This window comes from Paenibacillus sp. cl123 (assembly GCF_900101595.1).
Lineage (GTDB): Bacteria > Bacillota > Bacilli > Paenibacillales > NBRC-103111 > Paenibacillus_G.
Genome location: NZ_FMYY01000026.1, coordinates 49,038 through 69,614, shown reverse-complemented (window position 1 = coordinate 69,614; position 20,577 = coordinate 49,038). Strand labels below are relative to the sequence as shown.

Sequence of the window (20,577 nt, the reverse complement as noted above, 5' to 3'; positions counted from 1 at the left end):
GGAGTCCAAGAGGTTCATCAACCATCCTCCCTATGGGAATCAGACGGGGACAACAGTTTCTTGAAGCTGCTGCTCAAGCTCTTCCCTGTAACGCTGTGTGTCTTCTTCGCTCCATTGCAAATAGTGCGCCATAAAAGCAATAACCGGGGCCTTATACCGATGCACCCAAGCGATATCGAACAGCAGGGCGCCCGTACGCCGGTTAAAGAAATCGGTCGGCCGTACGGCCATCTCCTCTTCCAAGGCATAGACGAGCATGGCCAGCACATCAAGCGGAAGTCCGTAAGCGGAAGCATCCGGTTCGTGCTTGGCCGACAGCTCATACATACGATCAATATTGGAGCCGTACTTGCGGATAAGCTTCTCCGCTTGCTCCCTGCTAAAGCCAAACTTCACGCCTTCCGCAGCTTTGCGCGCCATATAGGAGGGGAATTGACCGGGCCCTCCTACATGGCCTCCCGAGATCGGCATGCTTTTCGTAACGCACGGAGTAAAGCGGCTTACGCCTTCCATCCGGAACAATTCGGTCAAACGGTCGACAACCATTTCCGCCATTTTGCGGTAGCCGGTCAGCTTGCCCCCGGCTATCGTAATTAATCCGGACGGAGACTCCCAGATTTCATCCTTGCGGGATATTTCCGACGCGCTTTTGCCTTCTTCGAAGATGAGTGGCCGCAGCCCGGCCCAGCTGGATTCAACGTCCTCAGCCGCGATGTTCAGCGTAGGGAACATGTAATTGATGGCATCCAGGATATACGCCCGGTCTTCCGCGGACATCCTCGGATGAGCGGGATCTCCTTTGAAGACGGTGTCGGTGGTGCCGACGTAGGTCTTCCCTTCACGCGGGATAGCAAAAACCATTCGCCCGTCCGGCGTGTCGAAATAAACGGCTTGCTGCAGCGGGAACCGGGATTGATCGATCACGAGGTGAACCCCTTTGGTCAGCTGCAGATGCTTTTTCGTTTTCGATTTGTCCTTCTCCCGTAGCGAATCCACCCACGGCCCCGTCGCATTCACAATTTTCTGCGCATAAATATCATACGTCTTGCCTTGAACGGTATCGGTCACCTTTACTCCGACGGCCTTGCCGCTGCTGTCATAAATAAACTGCTCCACCTTCGTGTAATTAACAGCCTTGGCGCCGCGGGATACCGCTTCTTTCATGACCTCAATCGTGAGCCGCGCGTCATCGGTCCGGTATTCCACATACACGCCGCTGCCCTTCAGTCCTTCACGCTTCACGAGCGGCGCCCTGCGGATCGTCTCCTGCACGCCAAGCATAGTCCGCCATTCGCTCCGCTTGACCCCCGCCAGAAAGTCATACAGCCTCAAACCCACCGAGGTGCTGAATTTACCGAACGTACCGCCCTTGTGAAACGGCAGGAGCATCCATTCCGGCGTCGTCACGTGAGGACCGTTTTCGTAGACAACCGCCCGCTCTTTGCCGACCTCGGCAACCATCTTCACTTCGAACTGCTTCAAATACCGAAGCCCGCCATGGACCAGCTTGGTCGAGCGGCTGGACGTACCCGCGGCGAAATCCTGCATTTCTACAAGCACCGTGCTCATCCCCCGGGTCGTTGCATCCAGCGCGATCCCCGCTCCGGTAATTCCGCCGCCTATCACAAGCAGATCAAATTTTTGATTGTGCAGGGCCTCTATTATTTCCGTTCTTTGCTTACTTGAAAAACGTATGTCCGTCATCTGGCATTCCCCCGAATCAAACAAAGTTAAATGGAGATCAGGTCCTTGACATCAAAGCTTACGACCAGGTCATACTCGGTCTCAAGATTGTTGTACTTGATTTTCGCCGCTTTGAGCTCCAGGTCGTAATACCAGCCTTCCTCCTTCGCTTCCCACTCGGCAGGATCCAGGAACATAGGCAGCAAACGCCCCTGCAGCGTCACGCGAACCGGAGCTACGGTTCTTGCGATCAGGTCGATCACCATACGCTTCACACTGCTGGTATGGCCGCCTTCTTTCTGAAAGGAAATTGTTGTATCCCGCTTCGTCTCGACAGCGATCGTCGTTTTCAGATAATCCCCGTTCTTGTAATTGTTCGTTACTCCGTCGTCTTCATACAGCACAAAACTCGAATTTTCCGACGGCTCAACCAGCACATGCAGCTCTTCTATCGCATCCTTATGAATGTTCTGTACATGCGGCGCCATCGGAATGATCGCTCCGCTTCGGATCAGCATCGGAATAGAGCCGAGCGATACCTCCAGTTCGATTGTCTGTCCGCCTGCATAACGCTCTCTCGTATCCCAAAGGATCCAATCGCTTCCTTGCGGCAGGACGACCTTCCTCGTCTTCGCGTTCTTCTCCAGTACGTTGGCCACCAGAATCGAACGTCCCAGCATGAAATCAAAGCTCTCCTCCCAAGTAGCGGGGTCGTGCTGGAATTCATACACCATAGGACGCATCACAGGCGAGCCCGCTTCAGAGGCCTCATGCAGCAAAGAATAAAAATAAGGAATAAGGCGGTAACGAAGCCGGATCGCTTCCCGGATATACGATGTATACGAAGGATACATCCACGGCTCGGTCACCGTATTATCCGTGTTACAGGAATGGATGGAGAACCTTGGCTGAAAGATGCCGTTCTGAACCCAGCGGACGAACAGCTCCGGCTCCGGGGCCGGCCCGAAGAAGCCGCCGATATCGCAGCCCTGATTCGCAACGCCGGACAGTCCCATGCCCAAAATAACAGGGACATTGAATTTTAGACTATGCCAGCTCGTATTATTGTCTCCCGCCCAGGTTTGGGCAAAGCGCTGAATGCCGGCAAATCCGGCACGGTTGACGATATAAGGTCTCGTATTCGGCGCAGCCTCGGCGATCGCTTCTTTGGCCATTTGGGCCATCAGGTTGGGCAGAATCGGCCGTAATGCGCTGATTTCCTTCTTATCGCCTTCAAACTCACAGCGTGCATCCGGATTATTAATTTCATATTCATTATTGTCATTCCAAATCGACGTGACGCCCAGGTTAACAAACGATTCCTTCAGATGCTTCTTCCACAGCTCTCTGCCCTTCGGGTTCGTGAAATCGACGAAGGAAGCCTGTCCTCCCCAGTATCTGTCTGTCTGGGATTGTTCCCCTTGTTCATCCTTAATATAAGCGCCGGCCTTGTCGAACTCCTCATAAAGCGGGTGTGTCAGCAGCATGCCCGGCTTAACATTAGGGGCAAGCGCCGCTCCCTTGCTATGCATCTGCTCGATAAAGCTTTGCGGATCGGGAAACCGGTCATGGTTCCAGTTAAACACATACCTTTTCCCGTCTTTGCCTGTCGTGTAGCCGGATGACATGAAGAAGCCGTCGCAGGGAATGCCTTCCGCCTTGCATTTGTCCAGAAAGCGCAATATCGCTTGATCCGAGTCGTGATCGAGCTCGGTGTAGTACATCGTGGAGCCCATATAGCCAAGCGAATACCGGGTCGGCATGATCGTCTTGCCTGTCAGATCCGTATAATGCCGGACTACATCCTTCACCTCCGGGCCGTACATAAAGAAGAGGTCCAATTCCCCGCCGTCCGCGCAGAAATAACTGTATTTGTTCCAGTAGCCGCTTCGTTCGCAGCCCATATCAAACGCGGATTCATAACTGTTATGATAAAACAGGCCTGTAGCGGCTTGCGTCGATCCATTAAACTTTATATAGAAGGGAATATGCTTATACAGCGGGTCCGTTTGCTCGGAATCGTAACCGATCGTGTCTACATTGCGCATCCGCAGCCTTCTCTTCTTTTTGTTCAAATACCCGCTTTTCTCGCCAAATCCGTAGTAATGATCCTCATCCTTCATACACGAGTAGTGGTACAAGCGTCCCTGCTTATCCTTCACATAGGAGCGCTCCTTCAGATCCTCGTGCAGCACGCGCCCCTCCGCATCCGTAATTTCAATGGCAAAGGGCTCCCGGTGAATAAGAATACGCAGCTGATTGGTGGCGAGCAGCAGGTGGGTTCCCAAATCCTCATACCGGGCCGGGAGGGCCTCGACTCTCTTGCGGTCTTCCACCAGCGCATCCAGCTTATCGTCCCATGCGGTCATCGTCAGCGCATACGAGGCTTCTTCGGCGAACTGTTCGTCGAAAGAGCAGCGAATCCGGATGATGTTATCGTTCATTAGGTAGATGCGATACTTGGCCGCATCGGTTACCAGCTCTACATAGTGATTGGCTCCGACGACCTCCACCAGCTTATTGCTTACTTTCATGGTTTCCCCTCCAACTTTCCTATCCGTTATTTAAAAGCTCTGGCTGCATAAACGGCTTTTCTCCATCCTTCGTACAGGTCGCGGCGCCTCACATCGTCCATGTCCGGCACGAAGGTTCTATTTATTTTCCATTGACTCGAAATTTCCGACTGGCTTGTCCAATAGCCTATGGCGAGTCCGGCCAAATAGGCCGCGCCGAGAGCCGTCGTTTCGCCCACTACAGGGCGGTCAACAGGCACATTCAAGAGATCGCTTTGGAACTGCATCAAGAAATTGTTTTTAACCGCACCGCCGTCTACGCGCAAAGAATGTATAGAAAGACCTGCGTCCTCTTCCATCACCGCAAGCACATCCTTGGTCTGATAAGAAAGCGCCTCTAGCGTTGCCCGGATAAAATGCTCCTTCGTCGTTCCGCGCGTAAGCCCGAATACGGCTCCCCTGACATCGCTGTCCCAGTAGGGCGTACCGAGCCCGACAAGCGCAGGCACGACGTATACGCCTTCTGTCGATTCCACGCTTGAAGCCAATGACTCGCTTTCCTCCGCGTGTTCAATCATTCGGAGTCCGTCACGCAGCCATTGAATCGCAGACCCCGCTACAAAAACGCTGCCCTCCAGCGCGTAATCTACCCGGTTGCCGATCCCCCATGCAATCGTCGTCAGCAGTCCGTGCTTCGAGCTCACCGCCTTGCTCCCGGTGTTCATCAGCATGAAGCATCCGGTGCCATAGGTGTTTTTTACCGCGCCTTCCTCGAAGCAAGCCTGACCGAATAGCGCCGCCTGCTGGTCTCCCGCTGCGCCGGCAATCGCAATTTCCACACCGAACAGCTCTTTGTCCGTCACCCCGTACAGGCAGGAAGAAGGACGAACCTCGGGGAGCATTGAGGCCGGAATGTTTAATAACTCCAGCAGCTGCCGATCCCATTTCAACTCGCGGATATCGAACATCATCGTGCGGGACGCGTTGGAATAATCCGTCACATGGACTCTGCCCCCGGTCAGCTTCCAGATCAGCCATGTATCGATGGTTCCGAACAGCAGCTCTCCCTGCTCCGCCCGGGCTCTGGCGCCAGGCACCTCATCGAGAATCCAAGCCGCCTTGGTCCCGGAGAAATAGGCATCGATCAAGAGGCCGGTTTTCTCGCGGACAACCTCCCGCCAGCCTTGCGATATCAGCCGCTCACAGATCGAAGCGGTTTGTCTGGACTGCCATACGATCGCGTTATAGATGGGCTTGCCGGTCATTTTGTCCCATACGACTGTCGTTTCGCGCTGGTTGGCAATGCCGATGGCTGCAATTTGGCCCGGTTGGATGCCGGCACCCGTTAAGCAGGCGGATATGACGGATACCATCGAATTCCATATTTCCTCCGCATCGTGCTCAACCCAGCCCGGCTGCGGGAAAATCTGTGTAAACTCCTCTTGCGCCGTGTATACGATCTCGCTGTCGTGATTAAACAATATCGCTCTGGAACTGGTCGTTCCTTGATCTAATGACAAGATGAAGCGTTCCATAGTCCAAACTCCCTTAAAAAATCCCTTCGCAAGCAGAGACAACAGTCACTGTATGGAAGGGAGTTTACATTCACATTATTTCATTCCCGATGTCACCATACCGCTGACGAATTGGCGTTGGAAGATGATGAAAACAACAAGCACGGGAATCATCGTAATGACAGACATGGCGAGCAAGCTGCCCCAATCCACATTGTATTCCCCTATAAAGTTGGACAAGGCCAGCTGAACCGTATAAAGAGACGGATCGCTGATACCGATGAGCGGCCATAAGAAGTCGTCCCACCGCCACATGAAGGAGAAAATCGCCAGAACCGCCAAAATGGGTTTACAGAGCGGCAAAATGATCCGTGAATAAATGCGCCACTCCGATGCTCCGTCCATCCGCGCCGCCTCCAGCAGCTCATCCGGCACAGTAAGCAAGTACTGCCTGATCAGGAACACGCCCGTAGGTGTAGCCGCCGGCGGAATAATAAGCGCCAGCAGCGTATTGAACAGACCCAGGAAGCTAAGCACCTTAAAGATCGGGATCATAATGACCTCAAGCGGAATCATCAAGGTTGAGATGAATCCGACCAGCAAAATCGTGTCGCCCTTAAACCTGTACTTGGCGAGCGCGAAGCCCGCCATGGAATTGATCAACAGCAGCAGAATCGTCGAGCTGATCGTAACAATCGTGCTGTTCATGAAATAACGGCCGAAGTTGCCCTTCTCAAAGGCAGCCGTAAAATGCTCAAATGTAAACGGCGAAGGCCAAAAGGTGGGCGGAAAGTTGTATAAGTCGGTGTTCGTCTTGAAAGACGAGATGACGATCCAAAGCACAGGAAACAGCCAACATGCCGCCAAAAGAACTAGAGCTATATATAAGGCAGCTTTTGCGGAGGATTTCAGTTCCACGTTAGTTCGAGCCTCCTTTAGACAATCGGTTCTGCGTCGCCGTAAATATGACAATAAGAAGGAACAGCAGCACAGACATGGCGCTGGCCATACCCAGCTCTTGCTTGGCAAACCCGGTTTCGTAAATATACTGAACGATAAAGGTCGTTTCCTTGCCCGGTCCGCCGCCCGTCAGAGCGAACATTAGCGGGTACGCTTTAAACGCCTCGATCATCGAAAGCATAATGACCAGCACCGTAGTAGGCTTAAGCAGCGGCAGCGTAATGCTCCAGAACACCCGGGGCTTGGAGGCGCCGTCCAGCCTGGCCGCCTCGTAGAAGTCGGTTGGAATCGCTTGCAGTCCCGCTATGAAGATAACCATATAAAACCCGAGGCGCGACCAGACCGTTGCGATAACAACGGAGACATTCGCAAAGAATGAATCCGACAAGAAATGAACCGGATCGACCCCGAACAAGGTCAGAAAGTAATTCAGCACCCCGAAATCGCCGAAAATCCATTTCCATGTCAGACCAACAATGATGTAGGAAATCATTGTTGGCCAATAAAACACGGACCGAAACACGCCTTTAAACCGAAGGGGCTGAATCAGCATCATAGCTACGGCAAGTGCTACACCATAGATGAGCGGTACCACAATGACCGCATACAAACCTGTTTTCCCCAAGGCGGTCCAGAAATCTGTGTTCGAAAAGATTTCTTTATAATTGTCGAAGCCTACGAATTCCATCGGATTCAGACCGTCGTACTCGTGGAACGAATACACAAACCCGATAATAGTAGGAATGACAATAAAGGTGGTGAAGATCAGCAAGTTAGGCAGTACGAATAAATAGGGGATCAATCCCATGGATTGATTGGGACGCTTTTTAACCTTCTTTGCTGCCGGGACTATTGAAGACATCATTCATACTCCTTTCAACGTTATTTCTTCTCAGCGCTGATTGCTTTGTCAATTAAGCCTGCAACCTTATCCAGACCTGCCTGCGCCGTTGTCTTGCCTGCCACGATATCCGAAATGGTCGTCTTCAAATCGTTGCTGAATTTAGGTACGATCGTTTGTCTGGACCAATCCTCAGCTGCAGCCGGAACCGTGTTGCTCAGTTCATTCGAGAACAATTCCATCATTTCTTTGCCGAAGGCGTAGTCCAGCTTCGCATTATCTTTGCGCGGGCTGAGGAACAGCGCCTCTTGGGTGTATTTCGCGTTAACTTCTTTCGTCGTGATATAGTTGATGAAATCTGCGGCTTCTTTTTCTACGCCGGACTTTTTGAACGCCATAGCGAATTTACCGCCTGGTACCGAAGAGCGCACCTTGGCTTTCGGCATATACGTAACGCCCCATTCAAAATTCGTGATATCTTTGTAGTTGCTGATCATCCAGTTTCCCGCCAAATGCGCGGCAACTGTGCCGCTGCGAAACAGGTTATTCGGGTTTTCCCCGCCATACCAGACCGAAGTCGGAGCAATGCCGTCCGTATGCAGCTTCTTGAAATATTCCGCCGCTTGCACGCCGGCTTCATTATTAATCGTTGCTTTTGTTCCATCCGGACTCATCATGCTGCCTCCGAATTGATACAGCAAAGTCGACCAGCGCTGCGGCGTAAAATCCCAAACCAGGCCATACTTCGCCCCGCCTTTCTCCATGACCTGCTTCAGGGCCGCGGAGAACTCATCCCAAGTCCATACTTCATCAGGCGATGAAGGCACCTTGACTCCCGCTTTGTCAAACAACGTTTTATTGTAGATCAATCCGTTAGCGGTTACGTCCATCGGAGCGGCCACCGCCTTGTTGTTCACCACATAAAACGGTTTTAAAGAATCAACAAACTGTGCCGTGAACTTATCCAATCCGCCGTTGCTCTCGCTTAGCTCTACCGCTTGGTTAGCAAATCCGCCAAGCTCGCTGGTGCTGATCCGGGCAAGCGCCGGCGGCTTTCCGCCTGAGATCATCGTTTTTAATTTCGTGGAAAGGTCCTTGTAGGGAACCTCGATCATATTCACTTTGATGTTCGTATGTTTAGCCTCATAATCTTTAATGATGCTCTTCATGATTTCGCCTTCATTGCCGTCTGAAAACCAGACAAAATCCAGCGTTGCATTATTTGGGCCTCCAGCTGCCGTTCCCGCTCCGGATTGTTTGTTCCCGCAAGCCGACATGAATAGGACCAGAACCAAGAGTGTGGCGATGGACGCCGTTTTCCAAGCTTTCCGCATGATGCTACCTCTCTTTTCTCATTGATGACAAATCTATGTTTACCGCGGATTCGAAGTCGAAGCATCACGGCCCCACAGCTTGTTTACGGTAATGCTGAGGTGAGATTCCGGTAAATTTCTTGAAGGAACGGCTAAAGTGAACGGCGGTGTTAAACCCTAGCTTTTCCGATATGAAGGCTACCGGCTCATCTGTTGTTCGAAGCAATTTCTTGGCTTCCTCGATTCGTTTGCTGATCACATAGTTATTGATCGTTGAACCGGTGACCTCTTTAAAGCAGTGACACATATAATATTTGTTTAAATAAAGCTCTTTAGACAGCTCTTGCAAAGAAAAATTTTCTGTGTAATGCTGGTTAATGTATTGCAGGATGCGTCGAACATTTTCCTGGCTGTGCGATTGCTGTCCGGCAGGCGCAATTTCGTGCAGTCGCTTGGCTTTTCGGTAGGTGGCGATTAACAGCTGCGTTAAGAGCGTTTTCAAAATGAGCTGGTAACCGAATGATTCATGTTCGTTTTCCCGGTGAATGGCGCGGAAATATGTCGCTACCTCATCCCGTTCTTCCGGCGACCACCGAATTAGCATGCCGTTGGGCGCTTCAAACATCGACATCAGCTTCTCGAACATATCCTCCGGCATCTGCTCCCGCAGGAAAGCTTCGGTGAAATTGACATAACTGCGTATATAGGGAACATCCTTCGACGGGTTCACCCTGTGAATCGTACTTCCTCGAAACAGAAGCATATCGCCGGGGAATAAATCGTAAATTTCCTCACCAATGACATAATTAGCATTTCCTCGTTGAAAATAATAAACCTCAAGCCCCTCATGGGTATGAACCGGCCAGTTATACTGCCAATCATCCGCATCAGCCCTAACGTAGATGCCTAGTTTCTGGAGAGCGAGATTAGTGGGCGTATGAATTACCAAGAGGGCCCCCCCTTCGAAGTCAAGCTGCTCATCTTGTAGTAGCATTTACAGTAAAAAATATATCATACTGAAATTGCGGCGATTTATCATATATTGCTCCGTATTTGACTAGTATTGTTGAAAAGCAGATTGAAAATACGGGGAACCCTTTTGCATAATACGGCTTGCACAGCAACAACAAAGGGGCCTGCCCCTTACTGGGACAGCCCCCTTTTTCATTATCATCGCGGCGTCGAGCTGAAAAAACATAGTCGAGCATGAGTGTTTTCCGCTGCCAAAACCACAATTGGCCGCGATGCACACCTTTCACTTATTGGGCAAGCAGCTTATCCATCAGGCGAATGATCATCGCGACGGATTCAGCACGAGATGACGGATCATTCGGTTTGAATAAGCCGTTGTCATTCCCATTTATAATACCGGCATTTGCGAAAGCATGGATGGGCTCAGAGGCCCAGTTTGTATCGACATCTGTGAACAGATTGGATGTATTTGAAACATAGTTCGTAAGCCGAGCCAGGATTGCAACAATTTCAGCGCGGGTGATACCTTGATCCGGATGAAAAGAACGATCTTCATAACCTGAAACTACCCCTGCGGCCTGTAAGGCAGCAATCGCTTCAGAGGCCCAATGCCCTTGCGTATCAGCAAAGGAAGAACCGCCGGAAGCCGTCAGACCAAAAGCTTTTGCAACCATCGTGGCGAATTCAGCGCGGCTTACCTTTTCATTCGGTCGGAATGATCCATCGCTGTACCCCGTAATAATTCCCATCTTGGATGCGCGTTCTACCACCGAAGCACTCCAAGAAGAGGCTGCAACGTCCGTAAAGCTTAGAGCTGGAGCCGACTTCTCCTTTTCTATCATATGTTTAACTACATCCAGATCCACCTTGTCGTTAAAAACAGGCTGCGAAATTGTCGGCATCCGTGTTGGTGTTGGCGTGAGTGTTGGTGTCTGTGTTGGTGTCAGCGTTGATGTCGGTGCTGGCGTCGGTGTCGGTGTCGGTGTCGGTGTCGGTGTCGGTGTCGGTGTCGGTGTCGGTGTCGGTGTCGGCGTCGGCGTCGGCGTTGACGTCTCATCGTCGTCTTCCGTATGGTCCCTGGTTGGTTTCCGAATGGAGAACTCATCCATTTTATCGCCTGTAATCGTATGCGCCGCCACTTGAATCTTATCTTCCGTAATTTCAATAGCTGAATACACAGGGACATCTTCATCAAAGATATAATTCAAATAGTGATATGGACTGCCGTCATAGAACTTCCAGCCCGAAGCGCCCCCATCCAGATATACAGTACCCTCATTTGTAACTTTATTAGGCTTTCCGTCTTGCATTGGATACGTGCGCCCATATACATGATCATGGCCGACCAGAACCAAATCCACTTTCTTCGCTTCCAATATCGGCGCAAAATAGGTTTGCGTATATTCAACCAGTAACTCTCGCCCATTTTCCGTATGGTAAGCAGGTCGGTGAAACATAACGACCGTCCACTTCCTTTTGTTCCGATCCAAATCTTGCTTCAGCCAAGCGGCTTGATCGATCATTTGTTCTTCTGTTCCTTCAGAGTTCAATACGACAAAGTGAGTATTATCGACATCGTAACTGTACGCATACTGCAATTGGGACTCCGGCCCGTTCTCCGGGAAATTCGCTCCCTTTGTAAATACTTCTTTTCCTTCACTCTTTACATCATGGTTACCCAATGTCTGAGCCGTTGGAATCGTTGTCGCATAGATCGAAGACGCTTGCCAGAATTTTTGCCATTCTTCAAATGAGCCGCCTGCATCCACCATATCGCCTCCATGCATAATAAATTGCGTGGACGGGTATTGGGTCAAGGCGGTTGTCAATAGGTCCTGATAGGTTTCCATGCCTTTCAATTGATTGGTATGAGAATCGGTTACAAACAAGAATGAGGTTGGTGTCGCTTGGTTCCGATCCACTGTGGAATATTCATACCAATTCGTCCAATGGTCCTCATAGCCAACACGATACTTGTATGTCGTATCTGCTTTCAAACCTTCAATGAGAACATTATGGAACCGAATCTCTCCTTTTTTCCCATTTTCCTTCATGCTCAAGACCAGAAGCTCACTGTCAGCTTGCATCTGTTTTACATGACCGGCATCAGGTCTTTCTCCTGCCCCCCATTCGCTGGCTTCTATGTATTCAATAGAAGTGACGGGTAGATCCGAATAAGTTTGCCAGGCCACGCTCATTTGCGAAGACATATCTTCCGCCACGTAGATTTGCACATATTGAGGATAATTTGTACCGTACTGCTCTACGACTTCATAACTGACAACCTTACTGTTCTTATCACCGTAGACAGCCTGAACCTGATAGGCGCCAAGCGCCAATGTCGTCAGGTCTGTGGTGAATTGTCCATTCGCAGCCGTCTTCCCGAGAGATCCGCTTAATTGCTGACTCGTCACATTGGCTTCAGAGATATACCCTGTTGTTTCGCCATCCGGAAGAATCACTTCGAAAAATCCATCATCAGCTTCCGCGGACCCATAGTAACGATCACCGGCCTGCGCAACGAATAACACATCAGAAAACGTATCATCGTCCTCATATACATTAGATGTTACCGTGGTAACGGTAACGAGCGAGCTTTGCTTTAATAATCCTGTGAAAACAATATCTACACCTTCTTGCGGTGTTCCCTCTCGGTTAAATACTGTAAAGGTGGAAGGCGTCCCCAGCCCGACTCCCGTCATTTCCATCCGATAAGGAAATGCGATGGTATAGGGAATCGGAGCAGCAATCGGAGAGCTTGTCTGAACCTCTCCTGCTGTCAGACTCGTATCGCTCATCGTTATGGTTTTATACGCTTCGCCGCGCTCTAACACGGCATCCGGGCTCACTTTGAAGTGAACGGCAGCATCATGGGCTGTCGCCGACAGTTGATCAAGCGTTACCTGAACAACGCCTTGCTCAAGATGATCCGAGGTTACGGCAACACCGGGCGCCTGCGTAATACTATCCACTTGGAGCGTATTGGGATCGTAATGCAATGAAAATTTCGCCCGATCCGCATTCGCGTAACCGTTAATCTTAACTTGCACAGAGTAGATTTCATTACTTACCGCTTCTTTGTCGGCAGTCATGTATAAACGTTCTCCCGCCTGTATGGTGAAGGCATATGCTTTCCCTGCCGGGTTGCCGTTGTTATCCTTCACTTCGATGAGAAGCTCATGATACCCGCCATCCACATACTCTCCCGGATAGGTTAACAAGTGTGTAAGCGGAGAGTAAGTCACTCTACTTGTGATATCCGTTCCATCCAGAAACACGGACAACGTATCCAAATCCAACCCCGATCCGTCATCCTTCAGTTCAACCTTCAATTCGTCGATCGGAGCGAGCAATACCTCATTCTCGACAGGAGCTATTGGAGTAATGACGGGGACCGCCTTGTCCTCATCGGATTCTTCATAGATAAGAGTAATATCGTCTACCCAAATAGAGCCCTTATTTTTCTTGGTCATATTGGATTGCTTCAACTGAAAAAACAATTCAAGGAAAATCGGACCCGGCTTTCCCTGAGGAACATCCGCCTCGATATATTTCCACCCGTACCAATCTACGCCGTTCCCATTCGCATCATAAAATTCTGCCTGAAACGAATCTCCCTCGCTATCTCGAAACTTTGTCGTCAGCAAATGTCCTTCATTATTTCCAAAAACCCACATTCCTACTTTAATAGGATAACCCGTAAGCTGAATTCTCCCCGCCTTGTAGCCTACTTCTATTTGAGAGGGGTTATCTACGATATCGATCATATCGTAATCAATTCTAGCCGAATACTGCCCGTTTCTCACATACTTTATATGATCTTCTAAGTGCAGCGTTGCGTCATACATACGTTTAGGATTAAATTTTACATCCGAGATTCCGTCTTCAAAATCTTCAACCATCACGGACGCAGGTGCATCTGCCGCATAAACGCGAGGATTTTGGACAAAATCCGGGTGTAACCCTGCTGCTAGAAACACTGCCATGGATACGACTACTACTAATTTGTGTAATGATTTTGTAAGCATTCCTGTCCATTCACCTCTTAAAAGTTATAGATTCTAAGAGTACTGTAACAATGGAATGTAAAATCAATACCACTTACATATTAAGAATTTATAAATGGCCCTCATCATGATGACAAGAGCCATTTAACGCTTAATGTTTTTCTCGAACTACGGAGCCAAACGCACCGCAACATCATCAAAATAAACCTTGCTCATATGCGAATACACACCGATTTTTCCCGCTGAGAACGCGCTGTCTGTAGCTGTAGCAATAAGCTGGCCATTCACATAAGCCTGCAGCGTGTTTCCTGTTACGGTAAATCGCAGATTATGGTAAACTCCTGCGGCGAGCGGTGGGATTGGAGCTGAAATCGCAAGATCGGTTAGAGCGCCGTTTTGTATCTTGCTGATGTAGACTTTTTTTGAAGCGCTGTCGTAAGTCATACTGTAGTAGTTGTTAGGATCGACGAATCTGGCCACTACCCCCATTCTGCCGCTCGTTGCATCCGTTTTCCCCTTCGCTTCTACGCTGTAGTTGGTCCATGTTGAGGTTCCTGTGACTGACTTCGTTGCTCCTTTGTCCGCATTATTGGATAAGTAGGCTTTGGAGCCGTTTGGAGCCGATGCCACGGAGAAATTCCCCCAGGAAGAAACGACAGACCACCCGTTCGCGGTGCCCGATTCGAAACCCGTAGCGTACAGCGCGTCGTATACGAGCTCAAAAGCAAAGCCTTTGTCCGTCTCCAGCGTAACAGATAACGCCTGCCCGTTCACGGCCACAGGGATTTCCTGAAGGCGCGCGCCACCCAGCGCAAGCTTATACGCTTTATATCCGGAAGCAGGTTTATTCGTGGTTAACGTGAACTGAGCAGTCTTCTGCTTCACCAGTGTAGGCAGTGTCCCTTTGTAATACTTGATTTCGCCGGATGGCTGTGTCACATATTGTTCTCCTGTCGCCGCAACATCTGTTGTATAGACAAGCAGCATGCGTTCGCTATCCTTCAGTTCATTTTCGTCCAAGGAGGATGCAAAAAAAGTACCCTTCTCCACATCGCCGGTCACTGTCGCTTGCCCTATTGTGAACGTTTGATTGTTCATCGTTCCTGCCGCGGCAATCACTTTCGGCGTGTTCACGAAGTAGGTGTCCAGATTGAGATCGAATATGAGCTCCCCGGTGTCGGACAACAGCTTATTTTGATTCAAGGCAGCCAGCATTTCCGCCTTCTTGTTCGCATCGTCCAAAGCGTTAATAAACAGCTCCGCTACCTGTTTGTTCGACATTAATTCCGAAATCGGCGGCAGCTTATTGGCTGCCGGCAGATTGCCGCTAGCGATCTGTGCCGGCGTGAGGTTCGGCGTAATTTTGTACACAGCAAACGGTTCATTCGGTTTATCTGCATACACACTCACGGTCTTGAACAAGTGCGGAATATACATCATGTTAGCTACATAAGCGCTGGTTTCCGAGGCTGCACCTGTGTTGCGGGCCCATGTGCGATCCCACACGAACACGAATTTGGGACTTGCTGCCTGAACCGCCTCATTGCGGAAGAGAAGCGCCGCTTCCGTCTCCGTCATAATGGCAAGCGGGTCGCCTGCAATAGAGAATTCCTCTGCGGATCCCATCGCCAGATTCGTAAACCCATCCCCACTGTCCCGGCCGAAGGAGTATCGGTTCATCATATCCCAGCCCTGATAGGCCCCGACGGCACCAACAAAAATCCCGATATCCTCACGCCCTTTGACGGGAAAGGTATCTTGAAACTCGGTAAGCACAAATGGTTTGTTATACGGCTGCCTTAATGACAGAGCAGGATAATACGTTCCAAAATGGCTGTCCGTCCCCCAACGCTTCGGATAATTGGCGGCTGTAGCGCTATTGAAAGCCATACTTAGACGAGGCTCCAGAAGTGGATGATACTGATAGCCGCTCCCTGTACTATCGGTGAATCTATCGTTTGAATATTGGTAATAGGTATGGGTTTCATACACATCGGAAGCTTGATCGCGCCAATAGTTCACATTCGGACTATAAATGAAATTCATTCCGCCAATAGGCGCTTTAATGCCGAGCTCATCTTTTAAATACGCTCTCATCGCATTGGAGACATTAATCGTTTTATTTGAGTAATAAGCGCTAAGCTGATCTTTAATGTCCCCCCATGCATCCCAATAATTGTTAGGAAAGCTGGTGATGGCCGGCTTCCCTATCGAAGCCCGGTACTGGTTAAAATCCTGAAGCATGTAATCGCGCAAAGGCGCCTTCATACCGCTGAGACTCATATTCAGGAGTAAGGTTTCATTCCACGGGCTGACCCCGATCAGAACGGGGTCGTTCTTCAAAGCGAGTCCTGTGTAGGGGTTCACATGAGAGAGCCACGTGCCCGCGATCGCCTTCCACATATCCAGCGCCTGCGGGAGCAGCGGAAGCAAATACGGTAAATTCCCCCCGTCCGCATACTCGCCAAGTCCCGGTATATCTTTGAAATTATACAGGTGGAAAACATCGATCACCACATAAATGCCCTTGGACTTCAGCTTCGCAATAAAGTAATCCAACCGATCCAATTTACCATTAACACTATCCTCCAGCTCGGGCGTTGTCGATCCATTCTGAACGAAGATACCCGGCGCCCAACTGGTCATGGAATCGACCGGATGCAGCCGCACCACGTTGTAGCCTAACCGTGCGAGCCGATCTACCGTTTTATCCGCATCTTCCTTAGAGCCGTAATACATATTCCAGGTCACATTGGCTCCATATAGCTTCACCTTCTTGTTCGGCGCCTGCTCGAAGGTGTAGTCGCCGTCAGCCCCTTGCTGGATAAAACCATATTTCCCCGCCGGTGCATCATTCATCCCGGATAAATCCAGGGCGCTGCCGGGAACCGTCATCGGCTCCGTGTCCATGGGCACCCAGACATCGGCCGCCTGTGCTGCCGGTGCATAGCCCAAGAGTCCGCCGACGCCAATCATAGAGAGCATCAAAGTAATAACAAGGAAGGAAGTCCAGCCTTTACGGATCGATGTGTACATCATCCATCAGCTCCTTGAATTGAAATTACAGACCTAAGGCGTAACGGTAACAACCACATCGTCAAAATAGGCCTTCTGCACATGGCTATAAACCCCTATTTTACCGGCTGTAAAGCTTGAATCCGTGGCAGTGACAAGCAGCTGCCCATCCACGTAAGCCTTTAATGTACTGCCATTTACCTCAAGGCTATAAGTATGGTACACGCCGGCTGTCGGTGCTGCGGCCATCGGTGCTGATGCAAGGGTCGTCTGACTTCCATTCAGATTCTTGACGATGAATAGCTTATTGGAATAGGTATCATAATACATCGCGTAAAAATTATTCGGATCGACGTACCTTGCTATCAAACCGACTCGATTACTCCAGCTATCCACCTTAGTTTTAGCCTCAACCTTATAATTGGACCATTCGGCGGAACCCGCAACGGACTTCGTGGCGCCTTTGGCCGCATTATCGGATAAGTAGACCTTGGAGCTTCCATCCGCAACAACCGAGAACGTTCCCCAGAAGTTAACAACCGACCAGCCATTCGCGTTGCCGTCTTCGAAATCATCTACAAGAAGTGTGTTGGTTGTCGTGGCCGTCGCTTCGTTGCTTGCTTCCGATACCCGTCCCCCCGAATCGAACGCTTTGACCTTATACTGATAGGTTGTTGCGATTGTCAGGCCCGTATCCTTATAGCTGTTGACCACGCCATTCACCGTTGCGATTTCTTGTCCGTCGCGATAAATTTTATAGCCCGACACGCCGGTTTCATCCGAGGACTCCTCCCATGTGAGATCCATTTGTGAGGATGAGTTCGCCACGGCCGTCAAGTTGGAAGGAGCCGTAGGAGCTGCCGCGTCGTCATGACGGACAACCACGTTATCGAAGTATGCTTTTCGGCTGGAGCTGGTGATGAGGCCGACTTTTCCGCCGCTAAAAGCAGGATCTGTGGAGCTGGTTATGAGGCCGACTTTTCCACCGCTAGAAGCAGGATCTGTGGCGCTAATCACCAATTGGCCGTTTAGATAACCTTTTAATGTAGTGCCGACGGTTTCAAAGCGCAGCTTGTAGGTTGTTCCCGCTTCCATTTTTGGAAGTCCCGACACGGACTGAATCTCAATGTTCTGATTATTCTGGCGCTTTTCGAGCTTGGCTTTGCCGGGATTTGCGTGATAGGTAAAAGCATAATAATTGCCGCTATCCGCATACCGCGCTACAAGACCGAGGTCTCCCCTGGTATTGGACTCCTTAACGTCCGCTTCTACCCAATAATCAGTACCGTACGTTGCATCGGCCACGGAAAGTCCCGATTTTTCGGACAGATAGACGGAAGATCCGCCCTCCTGCACGGTGCTCCATTGTCCTTTCTGCGGACTCCAGCCGTTTGCGTTGCCCGCTTCAAAGCCATCCGCATAGATCGCATCGTACACGAGCTCGAAAGCGTAGCCTTTATCCGTATCAAACTGGACAATGACTTCATCTCCTGCGGTGACCACGGGAAGCTCCTGCAGCCGTACACCGTTGGTCGCCAGCTTGTAAGCTTTGTACGCCGCAGGCACGAGTGTCGTCTTCAGGCGGAATTCCAGGGTCCCGTATTTGGCAAGCGTCGGCAATGTCCCTCTTACATAGGTCCTCTTATTGCTATCGACAGGATCTTGAATGGTATCTTCCCCTGTGGCTGCTACATCAGTTGTATGGATGACCACGATTCTTTCACTTTTATCGAGAGATTGATCATCAAGCGCTGCTGCGGACACGGTTCCTTTATCCACACTCGCCTTCAAGGATACTGGACCAAGCTCGAATGTGTTGTTATTGAGTGTACCTACAGCTCCAACCATGTAAGGGGTATCGATGAGGTACGTATTTAGATTAAGATCAAAAACAAGCTCACCCGTGTCCGAAACCAGCTTATTTTGATTCAGATTGGCAAGCATGCTGTTTTTCAGATTGACATCGTCCAGAGCATTAATAAACGTCTCCGCAACCTGCTTGATCGTCATGCTGTTTGTAATCGTAATCTTATTCTGGGCGGGAATATTGCCGCTTGCGATCTGCTCGGGCGTAAGATCAGGTGTGATTTTGTAGAAGGCATAAGGTTCTCCAGGCTTATCTGCATACACGGTAACCATTTTGAACAGATGCGGAATGTAGTTTCGATTAGTCTCTTTATCTTCATTCTCCGTCGAAGCCGCATCCGTCTTCACCGATGTCTTATCCCTGACAATGACAAATCTAGGCTGGCCTGCCGTGACGCCGCCTTTACGGAAAAGAAGGGCGCTTTGAATTTCGGACATCGTGACCAACGTATCGGTTAGAATGTCGAAGGAGGTAAACCCGCCCAAAGTAGAGCTTTGTTGAACGGCTTGTTCTACACGGGACACATATTGAAATCTTTGCAGCATATCCCAGCCATTGTGGGCGCCGGCCGCGGCCGCGATCAATCCTAGTTCGTCCCGGCCTTTCGTCGGAAACTCCTGGTTATACTCCGTTAATGCAAATGGCTTCTGGTACAGCTGCCCAAGAGCAAGACCGGGAATATAATTTTTAAAGATACTCTGCCCGGCGTAAGTCGGCACATAGTTAGCCGCTGTTTCCGGATCAAATCTCATACTGTACCGGGGATGCCTCGCAGGGGTATAAGAGAAGGATGCTCCCCTCCCGTCCACAAGCCCATTGTATAAGTGGGTTTCGTGAATGTCTGTTTGTGTGCGCCAATAGTTGGCCAAAGAATCATTGATGTAATTCATTCCTCCGATGGGAATCTGGATTCCGATTACATCTGTAAGATAATTTTTCATTTCATTATAGGAAGATAACGCTTTGTCTGTGAAGTACTCGGCAAGATCGTCACGGATACTCGCAGGCGCACTCCAGAACGTGTTGGGGAATGTGGTGATCGCAGGACGCCCTTTACCGGCCAGAAATAGATTAAAGTCTGTAAGGAACCACGCATTTACATTTTCATTTGAAAAGTTAGCATTATAAAGGATAGCCTCATTCATGGGAGAAAGCCCCATCAAGATAGGATCATCCTTCAAGGCGATTCCGGTATATGGATTCACATGAGTAAGCAGCTGCTGAGCGAAGGATCGCCAGATCGCTTTCCCTTCCGGAAATAGCAGCGCCATATTTTTGTCTTCGAATGTGCCGTATTGGCTTAGGCCTGGTACGCCGGAGAAATCCGGATAGGCCATAAGGTCAATGTTGATATAGATGCCCCGCTCCTTCAATAAATAAAGAAAGTACTCGAAATTGTCCAGTTTGGCCGAATTCAATGTAACGGTGGTGGAAGTAGGCTTCTCCATAAGCCCTTTTGCCCAGTCATAATTTTCATCAATGGAATGGAAACGCGCCGAATTATAACCCATAGCTGCAATCCGGTCGGCGATGACCACCATTTCATCTCGGGAAGGATCCTGGCCATAGCTGCCGTTCAGATTGGTACCGAAGAACTTTACTTTCTTATTGGGCTCATCCGTAAAATAATAATCGCCATCCGCATCGATCTTGACGAAGCCTTTCGTTCCAGCCGGAATTGGATTCATATAGGACAAATCAAGCGCACTTCCGGGAGCTACCGCCAGTGTAGTATCAATAGCCTTCCAGGTGCTGTCAGCCACAATGGGAGCTGCTTGTGCGGTAGGGTCCGGCAGACCTGTACCCCCTGCTAATTGCACGATTAAAGCAGTTGCCAGCGTAACTGAAACCTTAGTCATCGTTCCTTTTCTCATTCTCAATCCTCCTGTTCA

At 50.0% G+C, this 20,577-nt stretch carries 10 protein-coding genes; all 10 read right to left on the bottom strand.

The window, feature by feature from the left end; translation table 11 throughout:
- Positions 1–39: 39 nt before the first annotated feature.
- The 10 genes from BLR08_RS26595 to BLR08_RS26550 all read right to left on the bottom strand — a co-directional run bounded on the left by BLR08_RS26595 (position 40) and on the right by BLR08_RS26550 (position 20,559).
- Positions 40–1,695, bottom strand: a complete 1,656-nt coding sequence (locus BLR08_RS26595) for a glycerol-3-phosphate dehydrogenase/oxidase (protein WP_072337367.1) — start codon at positions 1,693–1,695, stop codon at positions 40–42.
- Positions 1,696–1,730: 35 nt separating this feature from the next.
- Positions 1,731–4,217: a glycoside hydrolase family 31 protein gene (locus BLR08_RS26590; RefSeq protein ID WP_072337336.1), complete on the bottom strand. Its 2,487-nt coding sequence runs from the start codon at positions 4,215–4,217 to the stop codon at positions 1,731–1,733.
- Positions 4,218–4,243: 26 nt separating this feature from the next.
- On the bottom strand, positions 4,244–5,731 hold the full coding sequence (gene glpK / locus BLR08_RS26585; RefSeq protein WP_072337334.1) for a glycerol kinase GlpK: 1,488 nt from the start codon (positions 5,729–5,731) through the stop codon (positions 4,244–4,246).
- A gap of 75 nt (positions 5,732–5,806) precedes the next feature.
- On the bottom strand, positions 5,807–6,628 hold the full coding sequence (locus BLR08_RS26580; protein ID WP_072337332.1) for a carbohydrate ABC transporter permease: 822 nt from the start codon (positions 6,626–6,628) through the stop codon (positions 5,807–5,809).
- Between the two features lies 1 nt (position 6,629).
- Positions 6,630–7,532 (bottom strand): carbohydrate ABC transporter permease, encoded by a 903-nt coding sequence (locus tag BLR08_RS26575; protein WP_072337330.1) that lies wholly within the window; start codon positions 7,530–7,532, stop codon positions 6,630–6,632.
- Positions 7,533–7,552: 20 nt separating this feature from the next.
- Positions 7,553–8,845 carry an ABC transporter substrate-binding protein gene (locus BLR08_RS26570; protein ID WP_072337328.1) on the bottom strand — a complete coding sequence of 431 codons (1,293 nt, stop codon included), beginning with the start codon at positions 8,843–8,845 and terminating at the stop codon, positions 7,553–7,555.
- 64 nt (positions 8,846–8,909) lie between these two features.
- Positions 8,910–9,773 carry a helix-turn-helix domain-containing protein gene (locus BLR08_RS26565; protein ID WP_072337326.1) on the bottom strand — a complete coding sequence of 288 codons (864 nt, stop codon included), beginning with the start codon at positions 9,771–9,773 and terminating at the stop codon, positions 8,910–8,912.
- Between the two features lie 310 nt (positions 9,774–10,083).
- Positions 10,084–13,824, bottom strand: coding sequence for an S-layer homology domain-containing protein (locus tag BLR08_RS26560; RefSeq protein ID WP_083537508.1), 3,741 nt, complete (start codon positions 13,822–13,824; stop codon positions 10,084–10,086).
- Between the two features lie 147 nt (positions 13,825–13,971).
- Positions 13,972–16,842 (bottom strand): 3-keto-alpha-glucoside-1,2-lyase-like domain-containing protein, encoded by a 2,871-nt coding sequence (locus BLR08_RS26555; RefSeq protein WP_143014466.1) that lies wholly within the window; start codon positions 16,840–16,842, stop codon positions 13,972–13,974.
- A 30-nt stretch (positions 16,843–16,872) separates the two neighbouring features.
- Positions 16,873–20,559, bottom strand: coding sequence for a 3-keto-alpha-glucoside-1,2-lyase-like domain-containing protein (locus tag BLR08_RS26550; protein ID WP_072337321.1), 3,687 nt, complete (start codon positions 20,557–20,559; stop codon positions 16,873–16,875).
- Positions 20,560–20,577 lie beyond the last annotated feature (18 nt).